This is a genomic window from uncultured Jannaschia sp. (assembly GCF_947494055.1).
Taxonomy (GTDB): Bacteria; Pseudomonadota; Alphaproteobacteria; order Rhodobacterales; family Rhodobacteraceae; genus Jannaschia.
In genome coordinates this window covers 17,480-37,564 of record NZ_CANLTR010000012.1, presented here as the reverse complement: position 1 = coordinate 37,564, position 20,085 = coordinate 17,480, and the positions used below count along the sequence as shown (strand labels likewise).

21 protein-coding genes are annotated in these 20,085 nt (G+C 70.4%); 9 read left to right on the top strand and 12 right to left on the bottom strand.

The window, feature by feature from the left end; translation table 11 throughout:
• Window positions 1–51 precede the first annotated feature (51 nt).
• Entirely contained in the window at window positions 52–729 is a 678-nt protein-coding gene (locus Q1A87_RS12175; protein WP_299651686.1) for an NYN domain-containing protein, read from the top strand.
• A 103-nt stretch (window positions 730–832) separates the two neighbouring features.
• Window positions 833–1,705 carry an alpha/beta hydrolase gene (locus Q1A87_RS12170; protein ID WP_299651684.1) on the top strand — a complete coding sequence of 291 codons (873 nt, stop codon included), beginning with the start codon at window positions 833–835 and terminating at the stop codon, window positions 1,703–1,705.
• 73 nt (window positions 1,706–1,778) lie between these two features.
• On the opposite strand, the gene tkt is transcribed toward Q1A87_RS12170, so the two are convergent.
• A complete protein-coding gene (tkt, locus tag Q1A87_RS12165; protein ID WP_299651682.1) occupies window positions 1,779–3,842 on the bottom strand; it encodes a transketolase in 2,064 nt (687 codons plus the stop codon).
• Window positions 3,843–4,020: 178 nt separating this feature from the next.
• Between tkt and Q1A87_RS12160 the strand changes: the two genes are divergently transcribed.
• Together Q1A87_RS12160 and Q1A87_RS12155 are read left to right on the top strand one after the other, a co-directional pair.
• On the top strand, window positions 4,021–4,404 hold the full coding sequence (locus Q1A87_RS12160; RefSeq protein ID WP_299651680.1) for a hypothetical protein: 384 nt from the start codon (window positions 4,021–4,023) through the stop codon (window positions 4,402–4,404).
• A complete protein-coding gene (locus Q1A87_RS12155; protein WP_299651678.1) occupies window positions 4,397–4,786 on the top strand; it encodes a cell division protein ZapA in 390 nt (129 codons plus the stop codon). The genes Q1A87_RS12160 and Q1A87_RS12155 overlap by 8 nt, the downstream gene beginning before the upstream one ends.
• 303 nt (window positions 4,787–5,089) lie before the next feature.
• On the opposite strand, the gene Q1A87_RS12150 is transcribed toward Q1A87_RS12155, so the two are convergent.
• Window positions 5,090–5,764 (bottom strand): SDR family oxidoreductase, encoded by a 675-nt coding sequence (locus tag Q1A87_RS12150; RefSeq protein WP_299651676.1) that lies wholly within the window; start codon window positions 5,762–5,764, stop codon window positions 5,090–5,092.
• Between the two features lie 113 nt (window positions 5,765–5,877).
• Here Q1A87_RS12150 and Q1A87_RS12145 point away from each other — a divergent pair, with 113 nt between their 5' ends.
• Window positions 5,878–6,462, top strand: a complete 585-nt coding sequence (locus Q1A87_RS12145; RefSeq protein ID WP_299651674.1) for a biotin transporter BioY — start codon at window positions 5,878–5,880, stop codon at window positions 6,460–6,462.
• Window positions 6,463–6,702: 240 nt separating this feature from the next.
• On the opposite strand, the gene purF is transcribed toward Q1A87_RS12145, so the two are convergent.
• Entirely contained in the window at window positions 6,703–8,187 is a 1,485-nt protein-coding gene (gene purF, locus Q1A87_RS12140; RefSeq protein WP_299651672.1) for an amidophosphoribosyltransferase, read from the bottom strand.
• 214 nt (window positions 8,188–8,401) lie between these two features.
• On the opposite strand from purF, the gene Q1A87_RS12135 reads away from it, so the two are divergent.
• Window positions 8,402–9,043 carry a VPLPA-CTERM sorting domain-containing protein gene (locus Q1A87_RS12135; RefSeq protein ID WP_299651670.1) on the top strand — a complete coding sequence of 214 codons (642 nt, stop codon included), beginning with the start codon at window positions 8,402–8,404 and terminating at the stop codon, window positions 9,041–9,043.
• Between the two features lie 201 nt (window positions 9,044–9,244).
• On the opposite strand, the gene Q1A87_RS12130 is transcribed toward Q1A87_RS12135, so the two are convergent.
• From Q1A87_RS12130 to pyrC, 8 genes are all read right to left on the bottom strand, one after another.
• Window positions 9,245–9,835 carry a CvpA family protein gene (locus tag Q1A87_RS12130; RefSeq protein ID WP_299651668.1) on the bottom strand — a complete coding sequence of 197 codons (591 nt, stop codon included), beginning with the start codon at window positions 9,833–9,835 and terminating at the stop codon, window positions 9,245–9,247.
• A 32-nt stretch (window positions 9,836–9,867) separates the two neighbouring features.
• A complete protein-coding gene (gene radA, locus Q1A87_RS12125) occupies window positions 9,868–11,235 on the bottom strand; it encodes a DNA repair protein RadA (protein WP_299651666.1) in 1,368 nt (455 codons plus the stop codon).
• A 117-nt stretch (window positions 11,236–11,352) separates the two neighbouring features.
• Complete coding sequence (locus tag Q1A87_RS12120) at window positions 11,353–11,907, bottom strand: VPLPA-CTERM sorting domain-containing protein (protein WP_299651664.1); 555 nt, start codon at window positions 11,905–11,907, stop codon at window positions 11,353–11,355.
• Window positions 11,908–12,070: 163 nt separating this feature from the next.
• The gene (locus Q1A87_RS12115; RefSeq protein ID WP_299651662.1) at window positions 12,071–12,859 is read right to left on the bottom strand and encodes a DNA repair protein; all 789 of its coding nucleotides are present in this window, start codon (window positions 12,857–12,859) and stop codon (window positions 12,071–12,073) included.
• Window positions 12,860–12,999: 140 nt separating this feature from the next.
• Window positions 13,000–14,055 (bottom strand): alanine racemase, encoded by a 1,056-nt coding sequence (gene alr, locus Q1A87_RS12110; RefSeq protein WP_299651826.1) that lies wholly within the window; start codon window positions 14,053–14,055, stop codon window positions 13,000–13,002.
• Between the two features lie 45 nt (window positions 14,056–14,100).
• Window positions 14,101–15,582 carry a replicative DNA helicase gene (locus Q1A87_RS12105; RefSeq protein ID WP_299651660.1) on the bottom strand — a complete coding sequence of 494 codons (1,482 nt, stop codon included), beginning with the start codon at window positions 15,580–15,582 and terminating at the stop codon, window positions 14,101–14,103.
• 138 nt (window positions 15,583–15,720) lie between these two features.
• Window positions 15,721–16,398 (bottom strand): orotate phosphoribosyltransferase, encoded by a 678-nt coding sequence (locus tag Q1A87_RS12100; RefSeq protein WP_299651658.1) that lies wholly within the window; start codon window positions 16,396–16,398, stop codon window positions 15,721–15,723.
• Window positions 16,399–16,480: 82 nt separating this feature from the next.
• Window positions 16,481–17,509 carry a dihydroorotase gene (pyrC, locus tag Q1A87_RS12095; protein ID WP_299651656.1) on the bottom strand — a complete coding sequence of 343 codons (1,029 nt, stop codon included), beginning with the start codon at window positions 17,507–17,509 and terminating at the stop codon, window positions 16,481–16,483.
• 138 nt (window positions 17,510–17,647) lie between these two features.
• On the opposite strand from pyrC, the gene Q1A87_RS12090 reads away from it, so the two are divergent.
• The 3 genes from Q1A87_RS12090 (at window position 17,648) to Q1A87_RS12080 (ending at window position 19,294) form a co-directional block, all read left to right on the top strand.
• A complete protein-coding gene (locus tag Q1A87_RS12090; RefSeq protein WP_299651654.1) occupies window positions 17,648–17,929 on the top strand; it encodes an antifreeze protein in 282 nt (93 codons plus the stop codon).
• Window positions 17,930–18,008: 79 nt separating this feature from the next.
• Window positions 18,009–18,836: a cyclase family protein gene (locus Q1A87_RS12085; protein WP_299651652.1), complete on the top strand. Its 828-nt coding sequence runs from the start codon at window positions 18,009–18,011 to the stop codon at window positions 18,834–18,836.
• An 11-nt stretch (window positions 18,837–18,847) separates the two neighbouring features.
• Window positions 18,848–19,294, top strand: coding sequence for an SRPBCC family protein (locus Q1A87_RS12080; protein WP_299651650.1), 447 nt, complete (start codon window positions 18,848–18,850; stop codon window positions 19,292–19,294).
• A gap of 7 nt (window positions 19,295–19,301) precedes the next feature.
• Here the strand turns inward: Q1A87_RS12080 and Q1A87_RS12075 are convergent, their stop codons facing one another.
• Window positions 19,302–20,084 (bottom strand): TatD family hydrolase, encoded by a 783-nt coding sequence (locus Q1A87_RS12075; protein WP_299651648.1) that lies wholly within the window; start codon window positions 20,082–20,084, stop codon window positions 19,302–19,304.
• Between the last annotated feature and the right edge of the window lies 1 nt (window position 20,085).

The window sequence follows — 20,085 nt, the reverse complement described above, 5'->3', positions numbered from 1 at the left end:
CTTTTGCCCGCCTTAGATCGGCCCCGGGATCGCGCTAGAACCGGCGGCATCATGAACGCATCCTTCCAGCCCTTCGCTCCCGTCACCACGCCCGGCGTCTATGTCGACGGCGACAGCGTCCCCGCGCATCGCGCCGCCTTCATCCGGCGTGCCGCGGAGGAGATCGGGTCGCCCGAGACGCTCCGGGTCTACGGCAACGGCGCGAATCTCGCCGCCTGGCGGGACCAGCCGGGCTGGCGCTTCGTCGATGCCGGGCCGGGCAAGAACGCGGCCGACATCCTCCTCGCGCTGGACGTGATCGAGGCGGCGCTGTCGGGCGGGCCGCGCGCCTTCGTCATCGCCAGCGCCGACCGCGACCTGGGCCACCTGGCGCTGCGGCTGCGCGAGCGGGGGCTCTTCGTGCTGGGCGTGGGCGAGGCGACGGCGCCCGAGGGGTTCCGCAACGTCTGCTCGCGGTTCGAGAGCTTCGGCGACCCGCGGCCCGCGGGGCCGGAGCTCGACGCGCTCCTGCAGGCCGCCATCATCGAAGCCGACCGGCTGGGCCTGGGCATGGGGCTGAAGGATCTCGGCCGCGTCCTGCAGGCGAGGCACGGGCTGAACTGCCACGATGTCGGCGCGCCGAGCTGGCGGGCGCATCTCGCAGGGCGGCCCGATCTCTACGACCTCGACCCGCCGGGGCCGCGCGCCCGCGTCCGCGCGCGCCGGCAGGGGATCGCGACCGTCTGGTAACGACGGTCGGCGGGCCGGCGCGCAGGACGGGATCGACGGACCCGTTCCGCGTCGGGCCCGCGGTGCGTTTCGCCGGCGGTCGTGCCGTGCGAATGTGCCGGTCATGGATACGTTCTTCGACGGTTTCGATCTGCGCTTCGTGGACACGCCTTCGGGTCGGCTGCGCCTGCGGATCGGCGGCTGCGGGGCGCCCCTTCTCCTGCTGCACGGCCACCCGAGGACGCACACCACGTGGTGGCGGGTGGCGCCCCGCCTGGCGGATCGTTTCACCGTGATCTGTGCCGACCTGCCGGGGTTCGGAGGAAGCTACCAGCCCGCCACCCTCGCGGGATCCTCGGGCCGTGCCAAGGCCCGTGCGCTGCGCGACGGCATGGCTACGCTGGGCTTCGACCGGTTCGCCGTCGCCGGGCACGATCGGGGGGCGTACCGTGCCTTCCGCCTGGCGATGGATCATCCCGACACGGTGACGGCGCTGGCGGTCATGGACGCCATTCCGATCTACGAGACGCTCGAGCGGGCGGATTGGCGCTTTGCCCGAGCCTGGTGGCACTGGTTCTTCTTCGCCCAGAGCGAGAAGGCCGAGGCCGCCATACGCGCCGATCCGGACCTTTGGTATCCCTGCGACCGGGCGGCGCTCGGTCGGGAGAACGCGGCGGATTACCTTGCCGCGACGCGCGACCCGTCCGTCGTTCGGGGCATGCTCGCCGATTACCGGGCGGGGCTGGAGCTCGACTACGAGACCGACAGTGATGACCGCCGGGCCGGGCGCCGTCTGCGATGCCCGGTGGCGATCTTCTGGTCGGAGAAGGACGACATGGAATCGCTCTACGGCGATCCGACGGCGCCGTGGGCGGACTGGCTCGACGGGCCGCCCGCGACGTACAGGATCGCGAGCGGTCACCATATGGCGGAGGAGGCGCCGGACGCCGTGGCGGACGGATTGCGGTCCTTCCTGACGCGCGTTCCGGAGGCCTGAGCGCGGATCGTCCCGCCTTGCCTTCGCACGTGTGACGGCCGCCCCGCCGCGGGCGTGGCGGCCGGGAAACGCGCTAAAGCAGGTCGCGCGCCGCCTTCGCCACGCCCTCGGCATTGATGCCGTAATGGTCGTAGAGCGAGTCGTAGGGGGCGGAGGCGCCGAAATGGTCGAGGCCGATGAAGGCGGCCCTCTCGCGGCGGCCGCGCTCGCCGGTGAGCCAGCGATCCCAGCCGAGACGCGCGCCCGCCTCGACGCCCACGCGGACGGGGCCGGCGGGCAGGACCCGCTTGCGGTAGCGCTCGTCCTGCGCCTCGAACAGCTCCCAGCAGGGCATCGAGACGACGCGCGTGCCAATCCCGTCGGCCTGAAGCTGGTCGCGGGCCATCATCGCGATCTCCACCTCGGAGCCGGTGGCGAGCAGGATCACCATGCGCTTGCCCTCCGCCTCGGCCAGCACGTAGGCGCCCTGCGCGACGAGGTTCTTGTTGGTGTGCTCCGTCCGGAGCGTCGAGATGTTCTGCCGCGTCAGCGACAGGATCGAGGGCGTCCGCTCCGCCGTCAGCGCAAGTTCCCACGCCTCCGCCGTCTCGATCGTGTCGCAGGGGCGGATCACGTTGAGGTTCGGCGTCGCGCGGCACATGGCAAGGTGCTCGATCGGCTGGTGCGTCGGCCCGTCCTCGCCCAGCCCGATGGAATCGTGGGTCATCACGTAGGTGACGGGAATGCCCATCAGCGCCGAGAGCCGGATCGCCGGCCGCGCGTAGTCGGTGAAGCAGAAGAACGTCCCGCCATAGGGGCGCACGCCCCCGTGCAGCGCCATGCCGTTCATCGCCGCGGCCATGCCGTGCTCGCGGATGCCGTAATAGACGTAGCGGCCCTTGCGGTTCTCCGGCGTGAAGATGCCGAGGCCCTCGGTCAGCGTGTTGTTGGAGCCGGTGAGGTCGGCCGAGCCGCCGATCGTCTCGGGCATGATCGGGTTGATCACCTCGAGCACCGCCTCCGAGGACTTGCGCGTGGCCATCGACGGCGCGCTCTCCGACATCTGCCGCTTAAGCGCCTTGATCGTGGCCGACAGCTTGCGCGGCGCCTCGCCCTTCAGCGCGCGCTCGAAATCGGCGCGCTTGCCGGCGCCCATCTCGCCCAGCCGCGTCTCCCATTCGGCGCGGGCGGCGGCGCCCTTCGACCCGATCTCCTCCCATTCGGCCTTAAGGTCGTCGGGGATGTGGAACGGCGCGGCTTCCCAGCCATAGGCCTGCTTGGTGGCCTCGACCACCTTCGGGTCGGTGACCGCGCCGTGGCCCTTGGCGGTGTCCTGCGCGCTGGTGCCGAGCGCGATATGCGTGCGGCAGGCGATCATCGTCGGCCGGTCGCTCCGCTTCGCCTGCGTCAGGGCGGCGTCGATCGCGTCGGGGTCGTGGCCGTCGATCTCGATCACTTCCCAGCCGGCGGCGCGGAAGCGCATCGGCTGGTCGGTGTCGTCGGCGAGCGAGACCTCGCCGTCGATGGTGATGCCGTTGTTGTCCCACATCACGATGAGCTTCGAGAGCTTCTGCCGGCCGGCGAGCGCGATCGCCTCGTGGCTCACCCCCTCCATCAGGCAGCCGTCGCCGGCCAGCACGTAGGTGTAGTGGTCGACGATCTTGCGGCCGAAGCGGGCGCGCTGATGCTCCTCGGCGATGGCCATGCCGACCGAGTTGGCGAGGCCCTGGCCCAGCGGGCCGGTCGTCACCTCGATCCCCGGCGCGTGGCCGTATTCGGGATGGCCGGCCGTGATCGAGCCGAGCTGTCGGAAGTTGCGGATCTGCTCGATCGTCATCTCCGGGTAGCCGGTGAGATAGAGGAACGCGTAGAGCAGCATCGAGCCGTGCCCGGTGGAAAGCACGAAACGGTCGCGGTCGGGCCAGTCGGGCCGGGCGGCGTCGTAGGTCATGTGCTTCTCGAAGAGCACGGTCGCGACGTCGGCCATGCCGAGCGGCATGCCGGTATGGCCCGACTTGGCCGCGGCCACCGCGTCGAGCGTCAATGCGCGGATCGCGCAGGCGCGGCGCCAATGTCCGGGATGGGCGTGGCGGAGCGCGTCGATGTCGACGGCGCCGGCCGCCGGATCGGTAGCGTGATCAATCGTCTGGTCGTCCATCTCGGTCCCTCCGTGGCTGGGGTCCTGACCTAGCAGGCTGGGGCGCACGTGCAAGATGTCGCACCGGATCGCGGGGACCGGGCGTACCCGCCGCCGGCGCGGTGTTCCGGCTTTGACATGCGTCGCCCGACACGCGAAACACGGGGCCACGACAAGACCCATCAAGAGGGAGCGGGACATGGCGGAACAGGGTTCGGACCCGGCGGAGCTGGAGACGCGCCTGACGCGGCTCGAGGACGCGCTCGGTGCGGCGGGCGGCGCGCTCGAGGCGATGCAGGCGGTGGCGGCGGAGGCGGCAGGCAACGCGGCGGCGCTCGACACGGCGCGCGGCGAGCTGACCGAGGCGCAGGACCGCATCGCCGCGCTGGAGAGCGAGGGCGCGGACCGGGACGCCGCGCTGGAGGCGGCCGAGGCGAAGATCCGCGAATTCGGCGACACGACCGAGATCGAGCGCTTGCGCGGCCAGCTCGAGGAGTTGAAGGCCATGCGCGCGCAGGACCTCGCCGAGATGAAGGCGCTCCTCGCGGAGCTGGAGCCGATGCTGGAGACCGAGAATGCCTGACATGACCATCGAGATCGGCGGCCGCCATTTCACCGTCGCCTGCCAAGAGGGCGAGGAGACGTATCTCGGGGCCGCCGCCGAACTGCTCGACCGCGAGGCCAAGGTGCTGGTCGCCTCCGGGACGCGGCTCACGCAGGAGCGGATGCTGCTGATGGCGGGGCTGATGCTCGCCGACAAGGCGATCTCCGCCGAGGAGGAGCTCAAGGTCATGGACCGCCGGCTGGCCGAGCAGGATCGGGTGATCGCCAGCATGAAGGCCCGGCCCCCGGAGGTCCGCGAGGCGATCCCGCGCGCGGCCATCACCCGCGTCGACGGCCTTGCCAGCCGGGCCGAGGAACTGGCCGCGAAAGCCCGCGAATACGGGGCGCAGCTGAAGGGCTGACGCTGCCGGCGCCTGCGCCTGTCGTGGAAGTCCGGCGGGTCGAACTTCTTCGCGGGCTCGGATCGGTCGTGCCTTGCTTGCGGGCGCCTGGCGAGGCGCAATCTCGGGCGCCGATGCGGAGGGGCAGATCCCGGCCGCCGGCGGCGGAACGATCGCAACCGGTGCCGTTCGGATTGGGGATCGAACGCCGGTCGACGCTCGGTCCAAGCAAGTGGAACAGCGAGCCGGCGAGGGGTGAGCCGCGTGCCGACAGGCATCCGCTTCGGTGCCGCCGATCCGCTCAGACCCTTGCCGGTGGCCGCGTCAGAGCAGGCGCGCCTCGGCTAGAAGCCGGTCCGCCTCCGATGCGCAGGACGTCAGCGCCGCGCGATCCTCGCCGGGATGGAAGCGCGCCCGCACCGCCGTCGGCATCGGCCGTGGCGTGAGGAGGTGGATGCGCGGGGCGTCGGGGGTGGTCGCCTCCGCGCGCCAGGCCTCCACCAGTGCCCGTTGAGCAGCTTTCGTCGCAAGATAGGCGCCCGCGAACTTCGCCGGGCGGTCGTCGTCGAAGAAGACCGCGTCGCCGCCGCCCGCCGCGCGCAGGAGCGGGGCCACGTAGGTCACGAGCCGCTGGAACGCGGTGACGTTCGTCGCCACGGACTTGGCGAAGTCCTTTTCGTCTGCCATCGGCGCGGGCGCGAGCGGCGGGGCGTGGATCGCGGTGTGGACCCAGAGCGGAAGCGCGCCCCAGCGGTCGTGGATGCCGCGGCACAGATGCTGCATCGCGCCGGCATCGGTCACGTCCATCGGCGCCAGCGTCGTCTGGCCGCCCGCCGCCTGGATGCGGTCGTCGAGTTCTTCCAGCCCGCCTTGGGTGCGTGCGACGGCGACGACGTGCCAGCCCGCCGCGCCGAGCCGTTCGGCCATGGCCGCGCCGAGCCCGCGGGACGCGCCGGTGACGAGCGCCAGCTTCGGCGCGGGGGAGGGGGTGTCGGTCATGGCCGCCCCGTTGGCACGGCCGCGCCCCGGGTTCAAGATTGGCCGCCCCGACATTGACAGCCCCCGGACGGCGACGGATGAAGAGGTGGTTCCGACTTTCCCAAGGAGACGACATGGCCCCCACGATGACGATGGCCGCAGGCCACCTGACGCCGGCCCGGAAGGCCGCGATGGTCCTCGCCGGGACGGGCGTTCTGGCGCTCGCCGCGCAGGTGACGGTACCCTTCTACCCGGTCCCGATGACGCTGCAGACGCTCGCGGTGCTCTCGATCGGGCTCGCCTTCGGGTCGCGACTCGGCGCGCTGACGGTGCTCGCGTGGTACGGCGAGGCGCTGATGGGCCTGCCGGTGCTCGCGGGCTTCAACAACGCCGCGGCCTTCGTCGGCCCGACCGCCGGCTTCCTCGCGGGCTTCGTCGCGATGGCCTGGCTCGCCGGCCGCGCGGTCGAGCGGGGGATCACCGGACCGGTGAAGCTTTCGCTGGTCACGCTGGCGCTTTCGGCGATGATCTACCTGCCGGGCCTCGCCTGGCCTGCCGGGCTGGCCGCCGCGACGGGGATCGAAGCGGGCTGGGCCGGGCTCTCGATGCCGGCGATCGTCTCGGCCTTCGCGTTGCCGTTCCTGCTGTCGGACGCGGTGAAGGCGGTGCTGGCGGCGCTGCTCTATCGGGGCATCGCGAACCGGTTCGCGCGCCGCTGACCGACACGCGGGGGCGGGGCCGGCATCGGCATCGCCCCCGTAGGCTCGTCCGGACAGGGGCGGGCAGGCTTTTGCATCGGCCTTTTACCCGGTGACACTTAAGGCCGCCCCGGACTGCCCCCGCTACGCCGAAGGCTTGCTTCCTTCACGGCGGCGGGCCTTCGCCCCCACCCGCGGCCGGAAGCTGCCGTCAGCGATATACGAAACGTTTCGAGAATCAGCGCTTCCCCGCTGACGCGCCTACTCCGCCGCCTTCAGCTGGAAGCCCTTCTCCATCTGATCCGCCGGCTCCACCGGGTACTCGCCCGAGAAGCAGGCGTCGCAATATTGCGGCGCGTCCGGGTCGCGTCCCTTCGCTTCGCCCACGGCGCGGTAGAGGCCATCGAGCGTGATGAAGCGCAGCGAGTCGACGCCCAGATGGCTGCGCATCTCCTCCTCCGTCATCGTCGCGGCGAGGAGCTTCTCGCGCTGCGGCGTGTCCACCCCGTAGAAGCAGGGCCAGGCCGTGGGCGGGGACGCGATGCGGAAATGCACCTCCGCCGCGCCGGCATCGAGGATCATCTCCTTGATCTTCCGGCTTGTGGTTCCGCGCACCACGCTGTCGTCGACGAGGATGATCCGCTTGCCGCGGACCAGCGCGCGGTTGACGTTGAGCTTCAGCCGCACGCCCATGTTGCGGATCGATTCCGTCGGCTCGATGAAGGTCCGGCCCATGTACTGGTTGCGGATGATCCCCATCGCGTAGGGAATGCCCGAGGCGAGGGAGTAGCCGATCGCCGCCGGGGTGCCCGAATCCGGCACCGGGCAGACGAGGTCGGCGTCGACCGGCGCTTCCTTGGCGAGCTCGCGCCCGATCGCCTCGCGGGTCGAATAGATCGACTGGCCGCCAAGGATCGAATCGGGTCGGCTGAAATAGACGTGCTCGAAGATGCAGGCGCGGGGGCGCTTGGGCTCGAACGGGCGGTGCGAGGTCAGCTTGTCGTCCTCGATCACCACCATCTCGCCCGGCTCCACCTCGCGCAGGAACTCCGCGCCGATGATGTCGAGCGCGCAGGTCTCCGAGGCCAGCACCCAGCCGCCGCCCTCCGCCGCGTCGATCTGGCCCAGCACCAGCGGGCGGACGCCGAGCGGGTCGCGCACGCCGATCAGCTTGTGGCGGGTCATCGCGACGATGGAGAACGCGCCCTCCACCCGCCGCAGCGCGTCCTTCATCCGCTCCGGGATGCTCTTCTGCAGGCTGCGCGCCATCAGGTGGATGATGCATTCCGAATCCGACGAGGACTGGAAGATCGACCCGTGGTCGATCAGCTCGCGGCGCAGCGCGTCGGCGTTTGTGATGTTGCCGTTATGCGCGATCGCCGCGCCGCCCATCGCGAACTCGCCGAAGAAGGGCTGCACGTCGCGGATGGCCGTGGCGCCCTTGGAGCCGGAGGTGGAGTAGCGCACGTGCCCGATGCCGATCGGGCCGGGCAGGGTGTCCATCACGTCCTGCGTGGTGAAGTTGTCGCGCACGTAGCCGAAGCGGCGGACCGAGTTGAAGCCGTGCTCGGGGTCGTGGACGACGATGCCGCCCGCCTCCTGCCCGCGATGCTGCAGCGCGTGCAGGCCGAGCGCGGTGAAGTTCGCGGCGGAGGAGACGCCGGTGACGCCGAAGACGCCGCATTCCTCGCGGAGCTTGTCGTCGTCGTCGAGCGGGTCGAAGGGAGTGCTGCGCCAGGCGGTCATGGATCCGACGTCCTGTCTATCCGGGGGCGTTCGGCGCAGACATAGTGCCGCGCTGCGGCAATGTCACCCGGCTGTCACGAAAGGTGAGGAGGCGGTTAACCTTTCGTGAGCGTACAATCCGTTTCCGTCAAAGGCGCTAGTGGCGGTTAGCATTTCGTTTACAACGGGCTTTACCGGAGGGTTCCGGAGCCACATTTTATTCAGAGATTTCGTTATGTTCCGCAAGATTACCGGGCTCGTTCTGGGCTCGTTCATGATGATCGGCACCGCCTCCGCCGCAACCGTGTCCTACACCACCGCCGAGACGGACCCCAAGGTCCAGCTCCTGCTCGATGACGGCGCGGTGGACGGGGCGGTTCGCTTCACGCTCTCCGCGGTGACCGGCTTCGCCGACTTCCTCGGGCTGGGCTTCGATTTTGCCGGGACGAAGATCCTTAAAAGCAAGATCGACCTCGTGAGCTTCACATCCTCGCACAACCGGCCGGACGTGCCGGCGCTCGTGCTCTTCGGCGACAATACCGGATCGCAATCCACCTGCGGCAACGGTTGCAACTTCAACGGCGGCGGCGGGACCGGCGACACCGCGTTCGACTATATCCTGCGGATCGGCGAACAGGGCGGCGGCAAGAAGAACGTGGCCGGTATCGTCTTCGACATCGGCGGCGTCGCGCTGGCGGATTTCTCGAACTTCGCCGTCCGCGCGCAGGAGACGAGCAACGGCAACAGCATCAAGTACGGTCTGAACCCAGACGCGTCCGTTCCGTCGCCCGTTCCGCTGCCGGCCGCCGGCTTCGGCCTGATGGCCGGGCTGGGCGCCCTTGCCGCCCTGCGCCGCCGGAAGCGCGCCGCGATCTGATCGCCGCGATGAAGTCGAGGAGGCCTGCATGATGCCGGGCCTCCTCGATGCGTCGTTCGAAGGGGTCATGACGTCACCGTCGGGCCGCCATGCGAACTCTTGGCGGGGGAAGCCGACACGGCGCTCCGTTGCGGGTCGATCCTGTCGGCAGCTTCGGGACCGCGATCGCTTCGACAGGATCGGGCGCCGCTGCGGGCCGTGTCACTCCGTCGGAAGCACCGCTTCCGCCGGGGCGGCCGGTGCGCCGCAATCGCCCACCAGCGCCTCGTAGCGCGTCAGGATCCAGCCCGGCGCGTCGTCGGGGATCTGCGCCTCGATCCGGGCCTTGCCGCGCTCGAAGACGTTGGCCGACCGGCTGGCCTCGACGACCGGCATGCCCTGTCCGACGGTGACGCGGTCGTAGACCACGAACGCCACCGCCACGAGGACGAGCCCGCGCAGCACGCCGAAGAGGAATCCGAGCCCCCGGTCGACGGGGCCGAGAACGGAGCCCTGCACGGCACCCGACAGGAGCGGCGTGAAGAAGCTGACGACGACGAGGGCCAGCGCGAAGACGACCGCGAAGGCGGCGAGCACGGCCAATTCGCAGCTCTCGCCCAGGATGTCGCCGAGATAGGGGATTTCCTTGACCAGCGGTTCCGCCGCGCCGGCGAAGGTGAAGGCCAGGATCGCCGCGGCGACCCAGCCCAGGATGGCCATGAGTTCGCGGATCAGCCCGCGCGAATAGGCCAGGATCGCGGAGATCACGATCACGGCCGCGACCACGCCGTCCACGATGGTGAAACCGTCCATGTATGTCCTCGTCCGGGATGCCTCGTGCCGCGTCAGCCCGCGCCGAAGACCTCGCCCACCAGCGCCTGCAGATCGGGCAGCAGGCGCAGCTTCATGCCGCCCGCATCGCCGGTCTTGCAACCCTTCGGGGCCATCGCGGCGGTAAAACCAAGTTTGGCGGCTTCTTTCAACCGGTTTTCGGCCTGCGCCACGGGGCGCAACGCCCCCGACAGCGACAGCTCGCCGAAGATCACCGTGTCGGGCGGCACCCCGGCCTCCTCCCGCGCCGACAGCAGCGCGCAGGCCACGGCGAGATCGGCCGCGGGCTCGCTGATCCGTATCCCGCCGGCCACGTTGAGGTAGACGTCGAGCCCGGCGAAGCCGATCCCGGTCCGCGCCTCGAGCACGGCGAGGATCATCGACAGCCGCCCCCCGTCCCAGCCGACCACGGCGCGGCGCGGCTGCGCGAGCCCCGAGGGCGCGACGAGGGCCTGGATCTCCACGAGGAGGGGCCGCGTCCCCTCGATCCCGGCGAAGACGACCGAGCCCGGCGCCGGGCGCTCCCGATCGCCGAGGAACATGGCCGACGGGTTCGCCACCTCGGCCAGCCCGCCGCCCGTCATCTCGAACACCCCGATCTCGTCGGCCGGCCCGAAGCGGTTCTTGACGGCGCGCAGGATGCGGAACTGGTGCCCGCGCTCGCCCTCGAAGTAGAGCACGGTGTCGACCATGTGCTCGACCACGCGCGGCCCGGCGATCTGCCCCTCCTTGGTGACGTGACCGACGAGGATCACGGAGGTGCCGCGCCGCTTGGCGAAGGTGGTGAGCTCGTGCGCGCTGGCGCGGACCTGCGCCACCGAGCCGGGCGCGCTCTCCACCGTGTCGACCCACATCGTCTGGATCGAATCGATGATCACGAGGTCGGGCGCCTCCGCCTCGAGCGTGGTGATCACGTCGCGCAGGTTCGTCTCCGCCGCGAGCCGGACCGTCGCGCCGCCGAGCCCCAGACGCTGCGCCCGCATCCGCACCTGCGCCGTCGCCTCCTCGCCCGAGACGTAGACGACCTTGTGCCCGGCCCCGGCGAAGGCCGCCGCGGCCTGCAGGAGCAGGGTGGACTTGCCGATCCCCGGATCGCCGCCGACCAGCGTCGCCGATGCGGGAACGAGCCCGCCGCCCAGCACCCGGTCGAGCTCGGCCATGCCCGACAGCGTGCGCGGCGGCGGCGCCTCCTCGCTGGCGAGGTCGGTCAGCGCCATGCGCCGGCCCTTCGCCCCGCCGAGCGCGCGTTTCGACGGGCCGGAGGCGAGGGGGACCTCCTCCTGTATGGTGTTCCAAGCGCCGCAGGACTCGCAGCGCCCGGTCCACTTCTTGTGAACGGCGCCGCATTCGGAACAGACGAACTGGGTGACGGGTTTGGCCATGTTCCCGATTTGGTCACGTTTGCCCCGGGGGGCAAGCCCTCGTGACCGGGCAACGCAAAACGAAACGGGCCCCGCAGTGGCGAGGCCCGTCCTTTCGGCGGATCGGTGGGGCGCCGCTCAGGCCGGCCGGCGACGACGCGCGACGCCGAGGGCGGCCAGACCGGCCGCGAGCAGCAGGGCGGAGGCCGGTAGGGGAACGGGGGCCGGGACCGACTCGACTCGGATGCTGGCGACGTCGAAGCCCCGTGACCGCGCGAACGTCGTCGTGTCGACGAGGCGCAGCGTGTCGTAGACGCCTTCGAAGAGGAAAGCGAAGCCCGCCCCCTGCGCGTCCCGGTTGGTGACCGTTGTCAGAACCTCGAACGCGCCGTCGCGGCCGCCGAGGATCATCGCCGATTCCGGATAGGCGGTCACGTCGCCGAAGGTCCTTTCCTTCACGACCAGCTCGCCGGTGAAGAGCTGGCCGAAGGTGAAGTCCACGATCGCGCCGCGGCCGAGTTCGAAGAAGGTCGTGGCGTCGTCGCCGAGCGCGTTGGCGATCTCGGCGCGGTTGTCGGCGGTCCCGCGCGGGCCGTCGGCGACGATCATGGCGTCGAGCGCAAAGATCGGCGCTGCGCTGGCCGCTCCGGCGAAGCCCGCGACGAATGCGACGGCGGCAATGAGGGTCTTCATCAAACCGTCTCCGGGACTGGCACGAGAGCGTGTCTGCGATCGAGGCGGCGGCAGGGTGGACCCCGTTGCGCGGCGCCACAGCGGACCGGGGATGCGATTGCCGCCGCCTATGTCTTGAGCGGGGCCCGCGAGGCCCCTTTGCCGGACGCGAACCGCAGGCGGTTCACTCTGCCGGCGTCGCCATCGGGTCCCGGCCGGGGTCGCGGCGGTTGCGGGGCATGCCGACGACCTTCCGCTTGCGATCCGTCTCCCGCAGGCCGAGCGTGTCGGCGATTTCGGCCAGATCCCTGCGCAGCCGGTCGAGCTGCTGCTCGACCAGCGCCTCCTCGACATCGACGGCATGGGTCCAGCGCTTGATCTCGGCGACGTTGGCCTGCGCCATGGCGATCCGCTGGCGATACTCCTCGATCTCCTGCTGGCGCTGGCGCAGGAAGTCGCGGGCGCGCGCGACCTTGTCGCGGGCGTAGACCTGCGCGAGGTCGTGGCTCTCCACCGACATCTGCGCGGCGACCTGCAGCACGTCGGGCTCGAGTTCGACCAGATCGGGATGGGCCCGCATCCATTCGATGCGGTCGCGCATCGCGTCGAATTCCCGGCTGAGGCCGAAGACCCCTTCGCGGTCGGCAGCGTGCACATGCGCGTAGGCGCGGGTCACGTCGTCCATCGACATCCGGAAGTCGCGGTTCGTCAGCTCGAGCCGCCGGACGCGGGCGCTCGTGGGCAGATAGCCGACGAGGACGAGGACGAAGCCGGTGAGCGCGATCTGCGCCATCATGCCGGCCTGCGGCATCGGCGTGCCGCCGACCGAAAACGCGAGTTCGGGCCAGGACAACAGGCCGGCGGAGGCGCCGGCGGTCAGCGCGGTGAGCGCGATCGCGGTGAAGATCAGCAGAAACGTCGCGACCTGCTGCAGCAGGCTCGTCGCGAGGTCGAGGGAACGAGGCGGGGTCATGCGCGGACGGCCTTTCGGGTGGAAGGGCGAGTCGGTCGCGGCTGGCACGGTGCGTCTAGAAATTGGTGGGCAAACATGGGTCCTGCTCCGGGCAAACCGCGATCTGCTGGGAGTAAACTACCACATCCATTGAAAAACCGCTAACCGATCGGACGCAGGCCGCGATATTTCCGCAGATAGCGCGCCCCGAGCGCGGTCAGCATCTCGTAGCCGATCGTGCCGGCCCCGTCGGCGAGCGCGTCCACGCCGTGATGCGCGTCGAGCACGGTCACGTGCTCCGGGTCGGCGTCGAGATGACCGATATCGACGGTTAGCGCATCCATCGAGACCCGCCCGACGACGGGGCAGGGGACGGGACCGGCCATCACCTCCATCCCCGGCTGAAGCGCGCGGAGCAGCCCGTCTGCGTAGCCCCCGGCGACCGTGGCGATCCGCGTCGGCGCGGGCGCCGTCCAGCTTGCATTGTAGCCCACGCCCTCGCCGGCCGCGATGTCGAAGCAGGCGATCACCGGTAGCGTAAGCGCCACGACCGGCTCGCCCCGCACGTGAGGCCGCCCGCCGTAGAGGCCGATCCCCGGCCGCGTCATGTCGAAATGGTAGTCCGGCCCGAGCAGCGTGCCGCCGGTCGCGGCGAGGCTGCGCGGCACGTCGATCCCGTCGGTCATCTCGTGGAAGCGCGCGAGCTGCGCCGCGTTGCGCGGGCAATCCGGATCCTCGGCATCCGAGAGATGCGACATCACGAGGACCGGATCGGCGGCGAGCGCGATCTCGGCCACCGCGGCCCATTCCGCCATCTTAAGCCCGAGCCGGTTCATCCCGGTGTCGAGCTGTATCCCGAAGGGCTGCCGGGGCAGGGCTTCGAAATGCCGCGTGAGCTGCTCGATGGAGGTGAGCATCGGCACGAGGTCGGCCCGCTGGATCGCGGCCGTATCGCCCGCCATGTGGCCGTAGAAGACGTGGATGCGCGGCTCCGGCCCGAGCGCGCGGCGCAGCTCCAGCCCCTCGGCCGCGCTCGCGACGAAATAGGCGCGGCAGCCGGCATCGTGGAGTCGCTGCGCCACTGGCGTGAGCCCCAGCCCGTAGCCGTCCGCCTTGACGCAGGCCCCGGTCTCGCAGGTCGCCGCCGACAGCGCGTCGAGCGCGCGCCAGTTGGCGGCGATCGCCTCGAGGTCGATATGGAGCGTTCCGGTGGCCATGACGGAGGCGGTGATGCGGTCAGACGCGCCAGCCGTCAAGCACCGTCAGCCCCGCTCCTGCCAGGGCCGGGCGAGGTCGGAGAAGCGGGTGAAGCGGCCCTCGAAGGCCAGTTCGACCGTGCCGATGGGCCCGTGGCGCTGCTTGCCGATGATGAGTTCGGCCTTGCCGTGCACCGCCTCCATCGCGGCCTGCCACTCGGCCATCTTGTCGAGCTGATGGTCGCCCGGCTTCTCGCGTTCCTTGTAGTATTCCTCGCGGTAGACGAACATCACCACGTCCGCGTCCTGCTCGATCGAGCCGGATTCGCGCAGGTCCGAGAGTTGCGGCCGTTTGTCCTCCCGGCTCTCCACCTGGCGGGAGAGCTGCGACAGCGCGATCACGGGGATGTCGAGCTCCTTGGCGATGGCCTTCAGGCCCTGGGTGATCGCGGAGACCTCGTTCACCCGGCTGTCGCCGTTGCCCGGCGCGCGGACGAGCTGCAGATAGTCGATGATCAGGAGGTCGAGCCCGTGGACGCGCTTCTGCCGCCGGGCCCGGGCGGCGAGCTGCGCGATGGGCAGGGCCGGCGTGTCGTCGATGTAGAGCGGGCATTTCTCCAGCGCCTTCGCGGCCTCGACGAAGCGGCGGAACTCGGCCTCGGTCATGTCGCCCTTGCGGATCTGCTCGCTCGGAACCTCGGCTGCCTCCGAAAGGACGCGGGCGGCCAGCTGCTCGGCGGACATCTCCAGAGAGTAGAAACCCACCACGCCGCCCTCGGCCGCGCCGTCGCGGCCGTCGTAGGTCTTGCCCTCGCGGAACGCCTTGGCGACGTTGAAGGCGATGTTGGTGGCGAGCGAGGTCTTCCCCATCGACGGGCGCCCGGCGAGGATCAGCAGGTCCGAGCGGTGCAGCCCCCCGAGCTTGCGGTCGAGATCGACGAGCCCGGTCGACACCCCGGCCAGCCCGCCGTCGCGCTGGTAGGCGGCGTTGGCCACGTCGACGGCCTGCCGGATCGCGGACAGGAAGGACTGGAACCCCGAATCCGTCTTGCCCTGCTCGGCCAGCTTGTAGAGCTTCGCCTCCGCGTCGACGATCTGGTCCGCCGGCTCCAGATCCACGTTCACGTCGCTGGCCTGCGCGGCAATGTCGTGGCCGAGCGCCATCAGCTCCCGCCGGATGGCGAGGTCGTAGATCATCTGCGCGTAGTCCTTCACCGCGTAGGCGGCGACGGCGGAGGCGGCGAGCGTGACGAGGTAGGACGGGCCGCCGAGCGCCTTCAGCCCCTCGTCGTGCTCGAGGAAGGTCTTGAGCGTCACCGGCGAGGCCAGCGCGCGCTTCTGGATCTGGGCCGCGCAGATCTCGAAGATGCGGGCATGGACGGGGTCGAAGAAATGCTCCCGGCGCACCACGGAGGCCGCACGATCGTAGAGGTCGTTGTCCGACAGGAGCGCGCCCAGAAGCTGCTGCTCGGCCTCGATGTTGTGCGGAAGCTGCGGCGCGGCCTCGCCGGTCGCACCGGCCTGATCCATGCGAATGAACGTGTTCATCTCTGCCCCGCTGCCCGTTTTTCTGCCTGCCTCCGGGTCATACGCCGCGGGTCGCGGCCAAACAACGGGGGCGGCCTGTGGAAATCTCATGGCGCGCCCGGATCGTGCCGCAACGCCTTGGAATCGCGCGGGCGGGTTTCAGCCTTTCCGGGCGTCCTGCCAGCCGCGGGGATCGTGCAGGAAGGCCTCCACACCCGCGAGCGTCTCCGCGTCGAAATGACCCTGCGCCTTCGCCTCGGCCAGCACGTCCCACCAGGTGCACAGCGAATGCAGCGCGACACCGTGGTCGCCGAGGGTCCGCGCAATCTCGGGGAAAATGCCGTAGCTGAAGATCACCGCGGTATGCGCGCAGGTCGCGCCGGTCTCGCGGATCGCGTCGACAAAGGAGAGCTTGGAGCCGCCGTCGGTGGTCATGTCCTCCACCAGCAGCACGCGCTGCCCCTCGGTCATCAGCCCCTCGATCCGCGCGTTGCGGCCGTAGCCCTTGGGCTTCTTGCGGACGTAGCTCATCGGCAGGGCCAGCCGCTCGGCCACGAAGGCGGCGAAGGGAATGCCGGCCGTCTCGCCGCCGGCCACGTTGTCGAAGGCCTCGAACCCCGCCTCGCGCATCACGGTGACGACGAGGAAATCCATCAGCGTCGCGCGAAGCCGGGGATAGGAGATCAGCTTGCGGCAATCGATATAGGTCGGGGAGGGCAAGCCGGAGGCCAGCGTGAACGGCTCGCGCGCGTTGAAATGCACGGCTTGCACCTCGAGGAGAGCGCGGGCGGCGAGGCGGGCGATCTCCCCGGCAGGGGGATGGCTGGTGGGGATCATGCGGCGGCCTCCTCGGTTTCCCCGCGGGGAAATAACGTTATCTTAAGGTGGTTTACGTCCTGTTCACCCGGTCAACGATCCGTCAACCCTCGCGCGGCTCGACACGCCAGTGCAGGGGTTGGCCCGGGTCGAAGAGCGTCACGCGCTGGCCGTGCCCCTCGATCGACTCGGGTCGTGCCCCAGCGTCGCCCTTCACGAGCGTCACCGTATCCTCGTTCGGCGCGAGTCCGTAATGCGCGGGGCCGTTGAGCGCGGCGAAGGCCTCCAGCCGGTCGAGCGCGCCTTCCTCCTCGAAGACCTGCGCGTAGAGCGGCAGGGCGTGGGGCGCGGTGAAGCAGCCGGCGGCGCAGCAGGTGGCCTCCTTGGCTTGGAGCGGATGCGGGGCGGAATCGGTGCCGAGGAAGAACGGCCCCGGCCCGGAAGTGGCGGCCTGTCGGAGCGCCTCCTGATGCGCGCGCCGCTTGAGGATCGGCAGGCAGTAGAAATGCGGCCGCATCCCGCCGGCGAGCATGTCGTTGCGGTTCGAGGTCAGATGCTGCGCGGTGATCGTCGCGCCGACGCCCGGATGCTCGCGCACCCAGTCCACCGCGTCCTTCGTCGTCACGTGTTCGAGCGTCAACTTCAGTTCGGGATGCGCGTCCCGGAGCGGCGTCAGCACGCGGTCGAGGAACGCGGCCTCCCGGTCGAAGATGTCGACCTCGGGCTCCGTCACCTCGCCGTGCAGGCAGAGCGGCACGCCCGCCTCCTCCATCGCGGCGAGGACGGGGCGCACCGTTTCGATGTCGCGCACGCCCGAGGCGGAGTTCGTCGTGGCCCCGGCCGGGTAGAGCTTGACCGCGTGGATCACGCCCCCGGCATGGGCACGCACGACGTCGGTCGGATCGGTCCCCTCGGTCAGGTAGAGCGTCATCAGCGGGCGCGCGAACCCCGCGGCGATCACCCGGTCGCGGTAGGCGCCCGCGTCGTCGCCGGTCACGACGGGGGGCACGAGGTTGGGCATGATGACGGCGCGGCCGAAATCCCGGCTCTCGGGCGCGACCAGCCGCAGCATCTCGCCGTCGCGCAGGTGCAGGTGCCAGTCGTCGGGGCGGCGGATCGTGAGGCGTTCCATACCGGCAGGGGTAACCCGGCCGGGGCGCGGATGACCAGAGGCGGCCGGGGATGATCGCGACGCAGCGGCGCGTCGTTTCCCCCTTGCCGCCGCCGGCGCGAAGGTCTCCACTCACGCCTTTGAGAACGGAGCGATACGATGATGGAATTGTTGCGGCTGCAGATGCGGACGGCGCAGATGATGATGGAAGCCCAGACCGTGATCGGGCTGCGGATGCTCGGCATGGCGGGGGTGATGAGCGCCGCGCCGGACGAGAACACCCGCATGGTCACCGAAAAGCAGACCGCCTTCGCGCAATCGGGCCTCGCAGCCGTCGGCGCGCTGATGGCGGGCAAGACGCCGGCGCAGGCCTACGGGATGGCGCTCACGCCCATCGGACGGGCGACGCGGGCAAATTCGCGCCGCCTTTCGCGCCGCTGACGGTGCACGCGCAAGCCGCGGCTTGACAGGGCGCCCGGCCCGCGACCAGCCTGTCTTGTCTGGCTGAAAGGGGCACGCCATGTGCGACATCTGCGTGATGAACAGGGTCCGGGAGCGGATGCTCGAGCGAGGGCCGAGCCGTCGGGACCTGATGCGCGGCGCGCTCGCCGCGGGGGCGGCGGGCCTCGCCACCGGGACGATGACCACCCCGGCCCGCGCGCAGGCCGAGATCGCCGTCCATGACATGACCCACACCCTGTCGGAGGATTTCCCGACCTTTCCCGGCGTGCCGGGCTTCGCGATGACGAAGAAGTACGACTTCGCCGCCGACGGCTACAACCTCTACGACCTGACGATCGACGAACATACCGGCACCCATATCGACGCGCCGCTGCACTTCTCCGAGGATGGCCAGTCGGTGGACGAACTGCCGGTCGCGAGCCTTGTCTGTCCGCTTTGCGTGATCGACATCCGCGAGAAGGCGGCGGCGGATGCGGATGCGCAGGTGACGCCGGACGACCTTCAGGCCTGGATCGCGGCCAACGGCGAGTTTCCCGACCGCGCCTGCGTGGCGATGCTGTCGGGCTGGGCGGAGAAGGTCGACGGCGACGGCTTCCGCAACGCCGATGCGGACGGGGTCATGCATTTCCCCGGATTTCACCCCGAGGCGACGGACATGCTGCTGCAGAGCCTCGCCGGCGCGATCGCGGTGGATACGCTGTCGCTCGACCACGGGCCGTCGCAGGACTTCGCGACGCATTACGCCTGGCTTCCCGCCGGGCGCTACGGGATCGAGTGCCTGGCCGGGCTCGACGCCGTGCCCGCCGCCGGCGCGACCCTGATGGTCGGAGCGCCGAAGCACCGCCGCGGCACCGGCGGCCCGGCGCGCATCTTCGCGATGGTCTGACGGGCGGGGCGGTGGCGCACGTCGCCTTCACCCATCGCTACGCCGCGCATCCCGACGCGGTCTGGGAGATCGCGACCGATTACGATGCGCTGGCGCAGGTCTGCGCGCCGCTTGTCCGGTTCGAGGGCCTGCCCGTTGGACAGGTCAGCGCGGGGCAGGTGATCGAGGTCCGCGTGCGTCTCTTCGGCCTGCTGCCGCCCGAGGCCTACCGCATGGAGGTCGTCGCCTGCGACCCGGTCGCCCGCCGCTTCCGCAGCCGCGAGTTCGGCGCCGGCGTGCGCGACTGGGTCCACGACCTGCACGTTCTACCCGACGGGCGCGGCAGCCGGATCGAGGAGAGCGTCGAGATCGAGGCCGGCTGGAAGACCCCGCTGGTGGTGCAATGGGCGCAAATCCTCTACCGACACCGGCATCGCGGCCGCACGCAGCTTTTGCAGGAAGAGCGCGTGCCGGCATGACCCCCGTTCAGACGGCCTTCGCGAAGAGCCGCTCGAAATTCGCCTCGGTCGCGGCGGCGAAATCGGCGTAATCCATCCCGAACACGTCCGCCCCCTTCCGCGCCGTATGCGCGACGAAGGCCGGCTCGTTCCGCTTCCCGCGGTGCGGCGGCGGCGCGAGATAGGGGGCGTCGGTCTCCACCAGGATGCGGTCGAGCGGCGCGGCGGCGAAGATGTCGCGCAGGTCGCCGCTCCGCGGAAAGGCCGCGATGCCCGACATCGACAGGTAGAACCCCAGATCGAGCGCGGTCTCCGCCAGCGCCGGCCCGGAGCTGAAGCAGTGCATGACGCAGGAATAGGGTCCGGCGCGATGCGCCTCGGTCAGGATGCGCGTCATGTCGTCGTCGGCGTCGCGGGCGTGGATGATCAGGGGCAGGCCGGTCCGGCGCGCCGCCTCGATATGGATGCGCAGGCTCTCCTGCTGCACGGCCTTCGTATCGGCGGTGTAATGGTAGTCGAGCCCGGTCTCCCCGATCCCGACCATGCGAGGGTGCTCGGCCAGCGCGCAAAGCTCCTCGACCGTCGCCATCGGCTCCTCGGCGGCGCTCATCGGATGGGTGCCTGCGGCCCAGAACACGCCGTCGAGCGTCTCCGACAGGGCGCGGACGGCGGGGGCATTGCGCAGCTTGGTGCAGATCGTGACCATCCGGTGCACCCCGGCCTCGGCGGCGCGGGCGCGGATCGCGGGCAGTTCCTCCGCGAATTGCGGAAAGTCGAGATGGCAGTGGCTGTCGGTGATGCGGGGCTCCATG

Excerpts from the sequence above, each read along its gene's own strand:
- Q1A87_RS12175 (WP_299651686.1), top strand. The coding sequence starts at position 52 with ATGAACGCATCCTTCCAGCCCTTCGCTCCCGTCACCACGCCCGGCGTC.
- Q1A87_RS12170 (WP_299651684.1), top strand. The coding sequence starts at position 833 with ATGGATACGTTCTTCGACGGTTTCGATCTGCGCTTCGTGGACACGCCT.
- tkt (WP_299651682.1), bottom strand. The coding sequence starts at position 3,842 with ATGGACGACCAGACGATTGATCACGCTACCGATCCGGCGGCCGGCGCC.
- Q1A87_RS12160 (WP_299651680.1), top strand. The coding sequence starts at position 4,021 with ATGGCGGAACAGGGTTCGGACCCGGCGGAGCTGGAGACGCGCCTGACG.
- Q1A87_RS12155 (WP_299651678.1), top strand. The coding sequence starts at position 4,397 with ATGCCTGACATGACCATCGAGATCGGCGGCCGCCATTTCACCGTCGCC.
- Q1A87_RS12150 (WP_299651676.1), bottom strand. The coding sequence starts at position 5,764 with ATGACCGACACCCCCTCCCCCGCGCCGAAGCTGGCGCTCGTCACCGGC.
- Q1A87_RS12145 (WP_299651674.1), top strand. The coding sequence starts at position 5,878 with ATGGCCCCCACGATGACGATGGCCGCAGGCCACCTGACGCCGGCCCGG.
- purF (WP_299651672.1), bottom strand. The coding sequence starts at position 8,187 with ATGACCGCCTGGCGCAGCACTCCCTTCGACCCGCTCGACGACGACGAC.
- Q1A87_RS12135 (WP_299651670.1), top strand. The coding sequence starts at position 8,402 with ATGTTCCGCAAGATTACCGGGCTCGTTCTGGGCTCGTTCATGATGATC.
- Q1A87_RS12130 (WP_299651668.1), bottom strand. The coding sequence starts at position 9,835 with ATGGACGGTTTCACCATCGTGGACGGCGTGGTCGCGGCCGTGATCGTG.
- radA (WP_299651666.1), bottom strand. The coding sequence starts at position 11,235 with ATGGCCAAACCCGTCACCCAGTTCGTCTGTTCCGAATGCGGCGCCGTT.
- Q1A87_RS12120 (WP_299651664.1), bottom strand. The coding sequence starts at position 11,907 with ATGAAGACCCTCATTGCCGCCGTCGCATTCGTCGCGGGCTTCGCCGGA.
- Q1A87_RS12115 (WP_299651662.1), bottom strand. The coding sequence starts at position 12,859 with ATGACCCCGCCTCGTTCCCTCGACCTCGCGACGAGCCTGCTGCAGCAG.
- alr (WP_299651826.1), bottom strand. The coding sequence starts at position 14,055 with ATGGCCACCGGAACGCTCCATATCGACCTCGAGGCGATCGCCGCCAAC.
- Q1A87_RS12105 (WP_299651660.1), bottom strand. The coding sequence starts at position 15,582 with ATGAACACGTTCATTCGCATGGATCAGGCCGGTGCGACCGGCGAGGCC.
- Q1A87_RS12100 (WP_299651658.1), bottom strand. The coding sequence starts at position 16,398 with ATGATCCCCACCAGCCATCCCCCTGCCGGGGAGATCGCCCGCCTCGCC.
- pyrC (WP_299651656.1), bottom strand. The coding sequence starts at position 17,509 with ATGGAACGCCTCACGATCCGCCGCCCCGACGACTGGCACCTGCACCTG.
- Q1A87_RS12090 (WP_299651654.1), top strand. The coding sequence starts at position 17,648 with ATGATGGAATTGTTGCGGCTGCAGATGCGGACGGCGCAGATGATGATG.
- Q1A87_RS12085 (WP_299651652.1), top strand. The coding sequence starts at position 18,009 with ATGTGCGACATCTGCGTGATGAACAGGGTCCGGGAGCGGATGCTCGAG.
- Q1A87_RS12075 (WP_299651648.1), bottom strand. The coding sequence starts at position 20,084 with ATGGAGCCCCGCATCACCGACAGCCACTGCCATCTCGACTTTCCGCAA.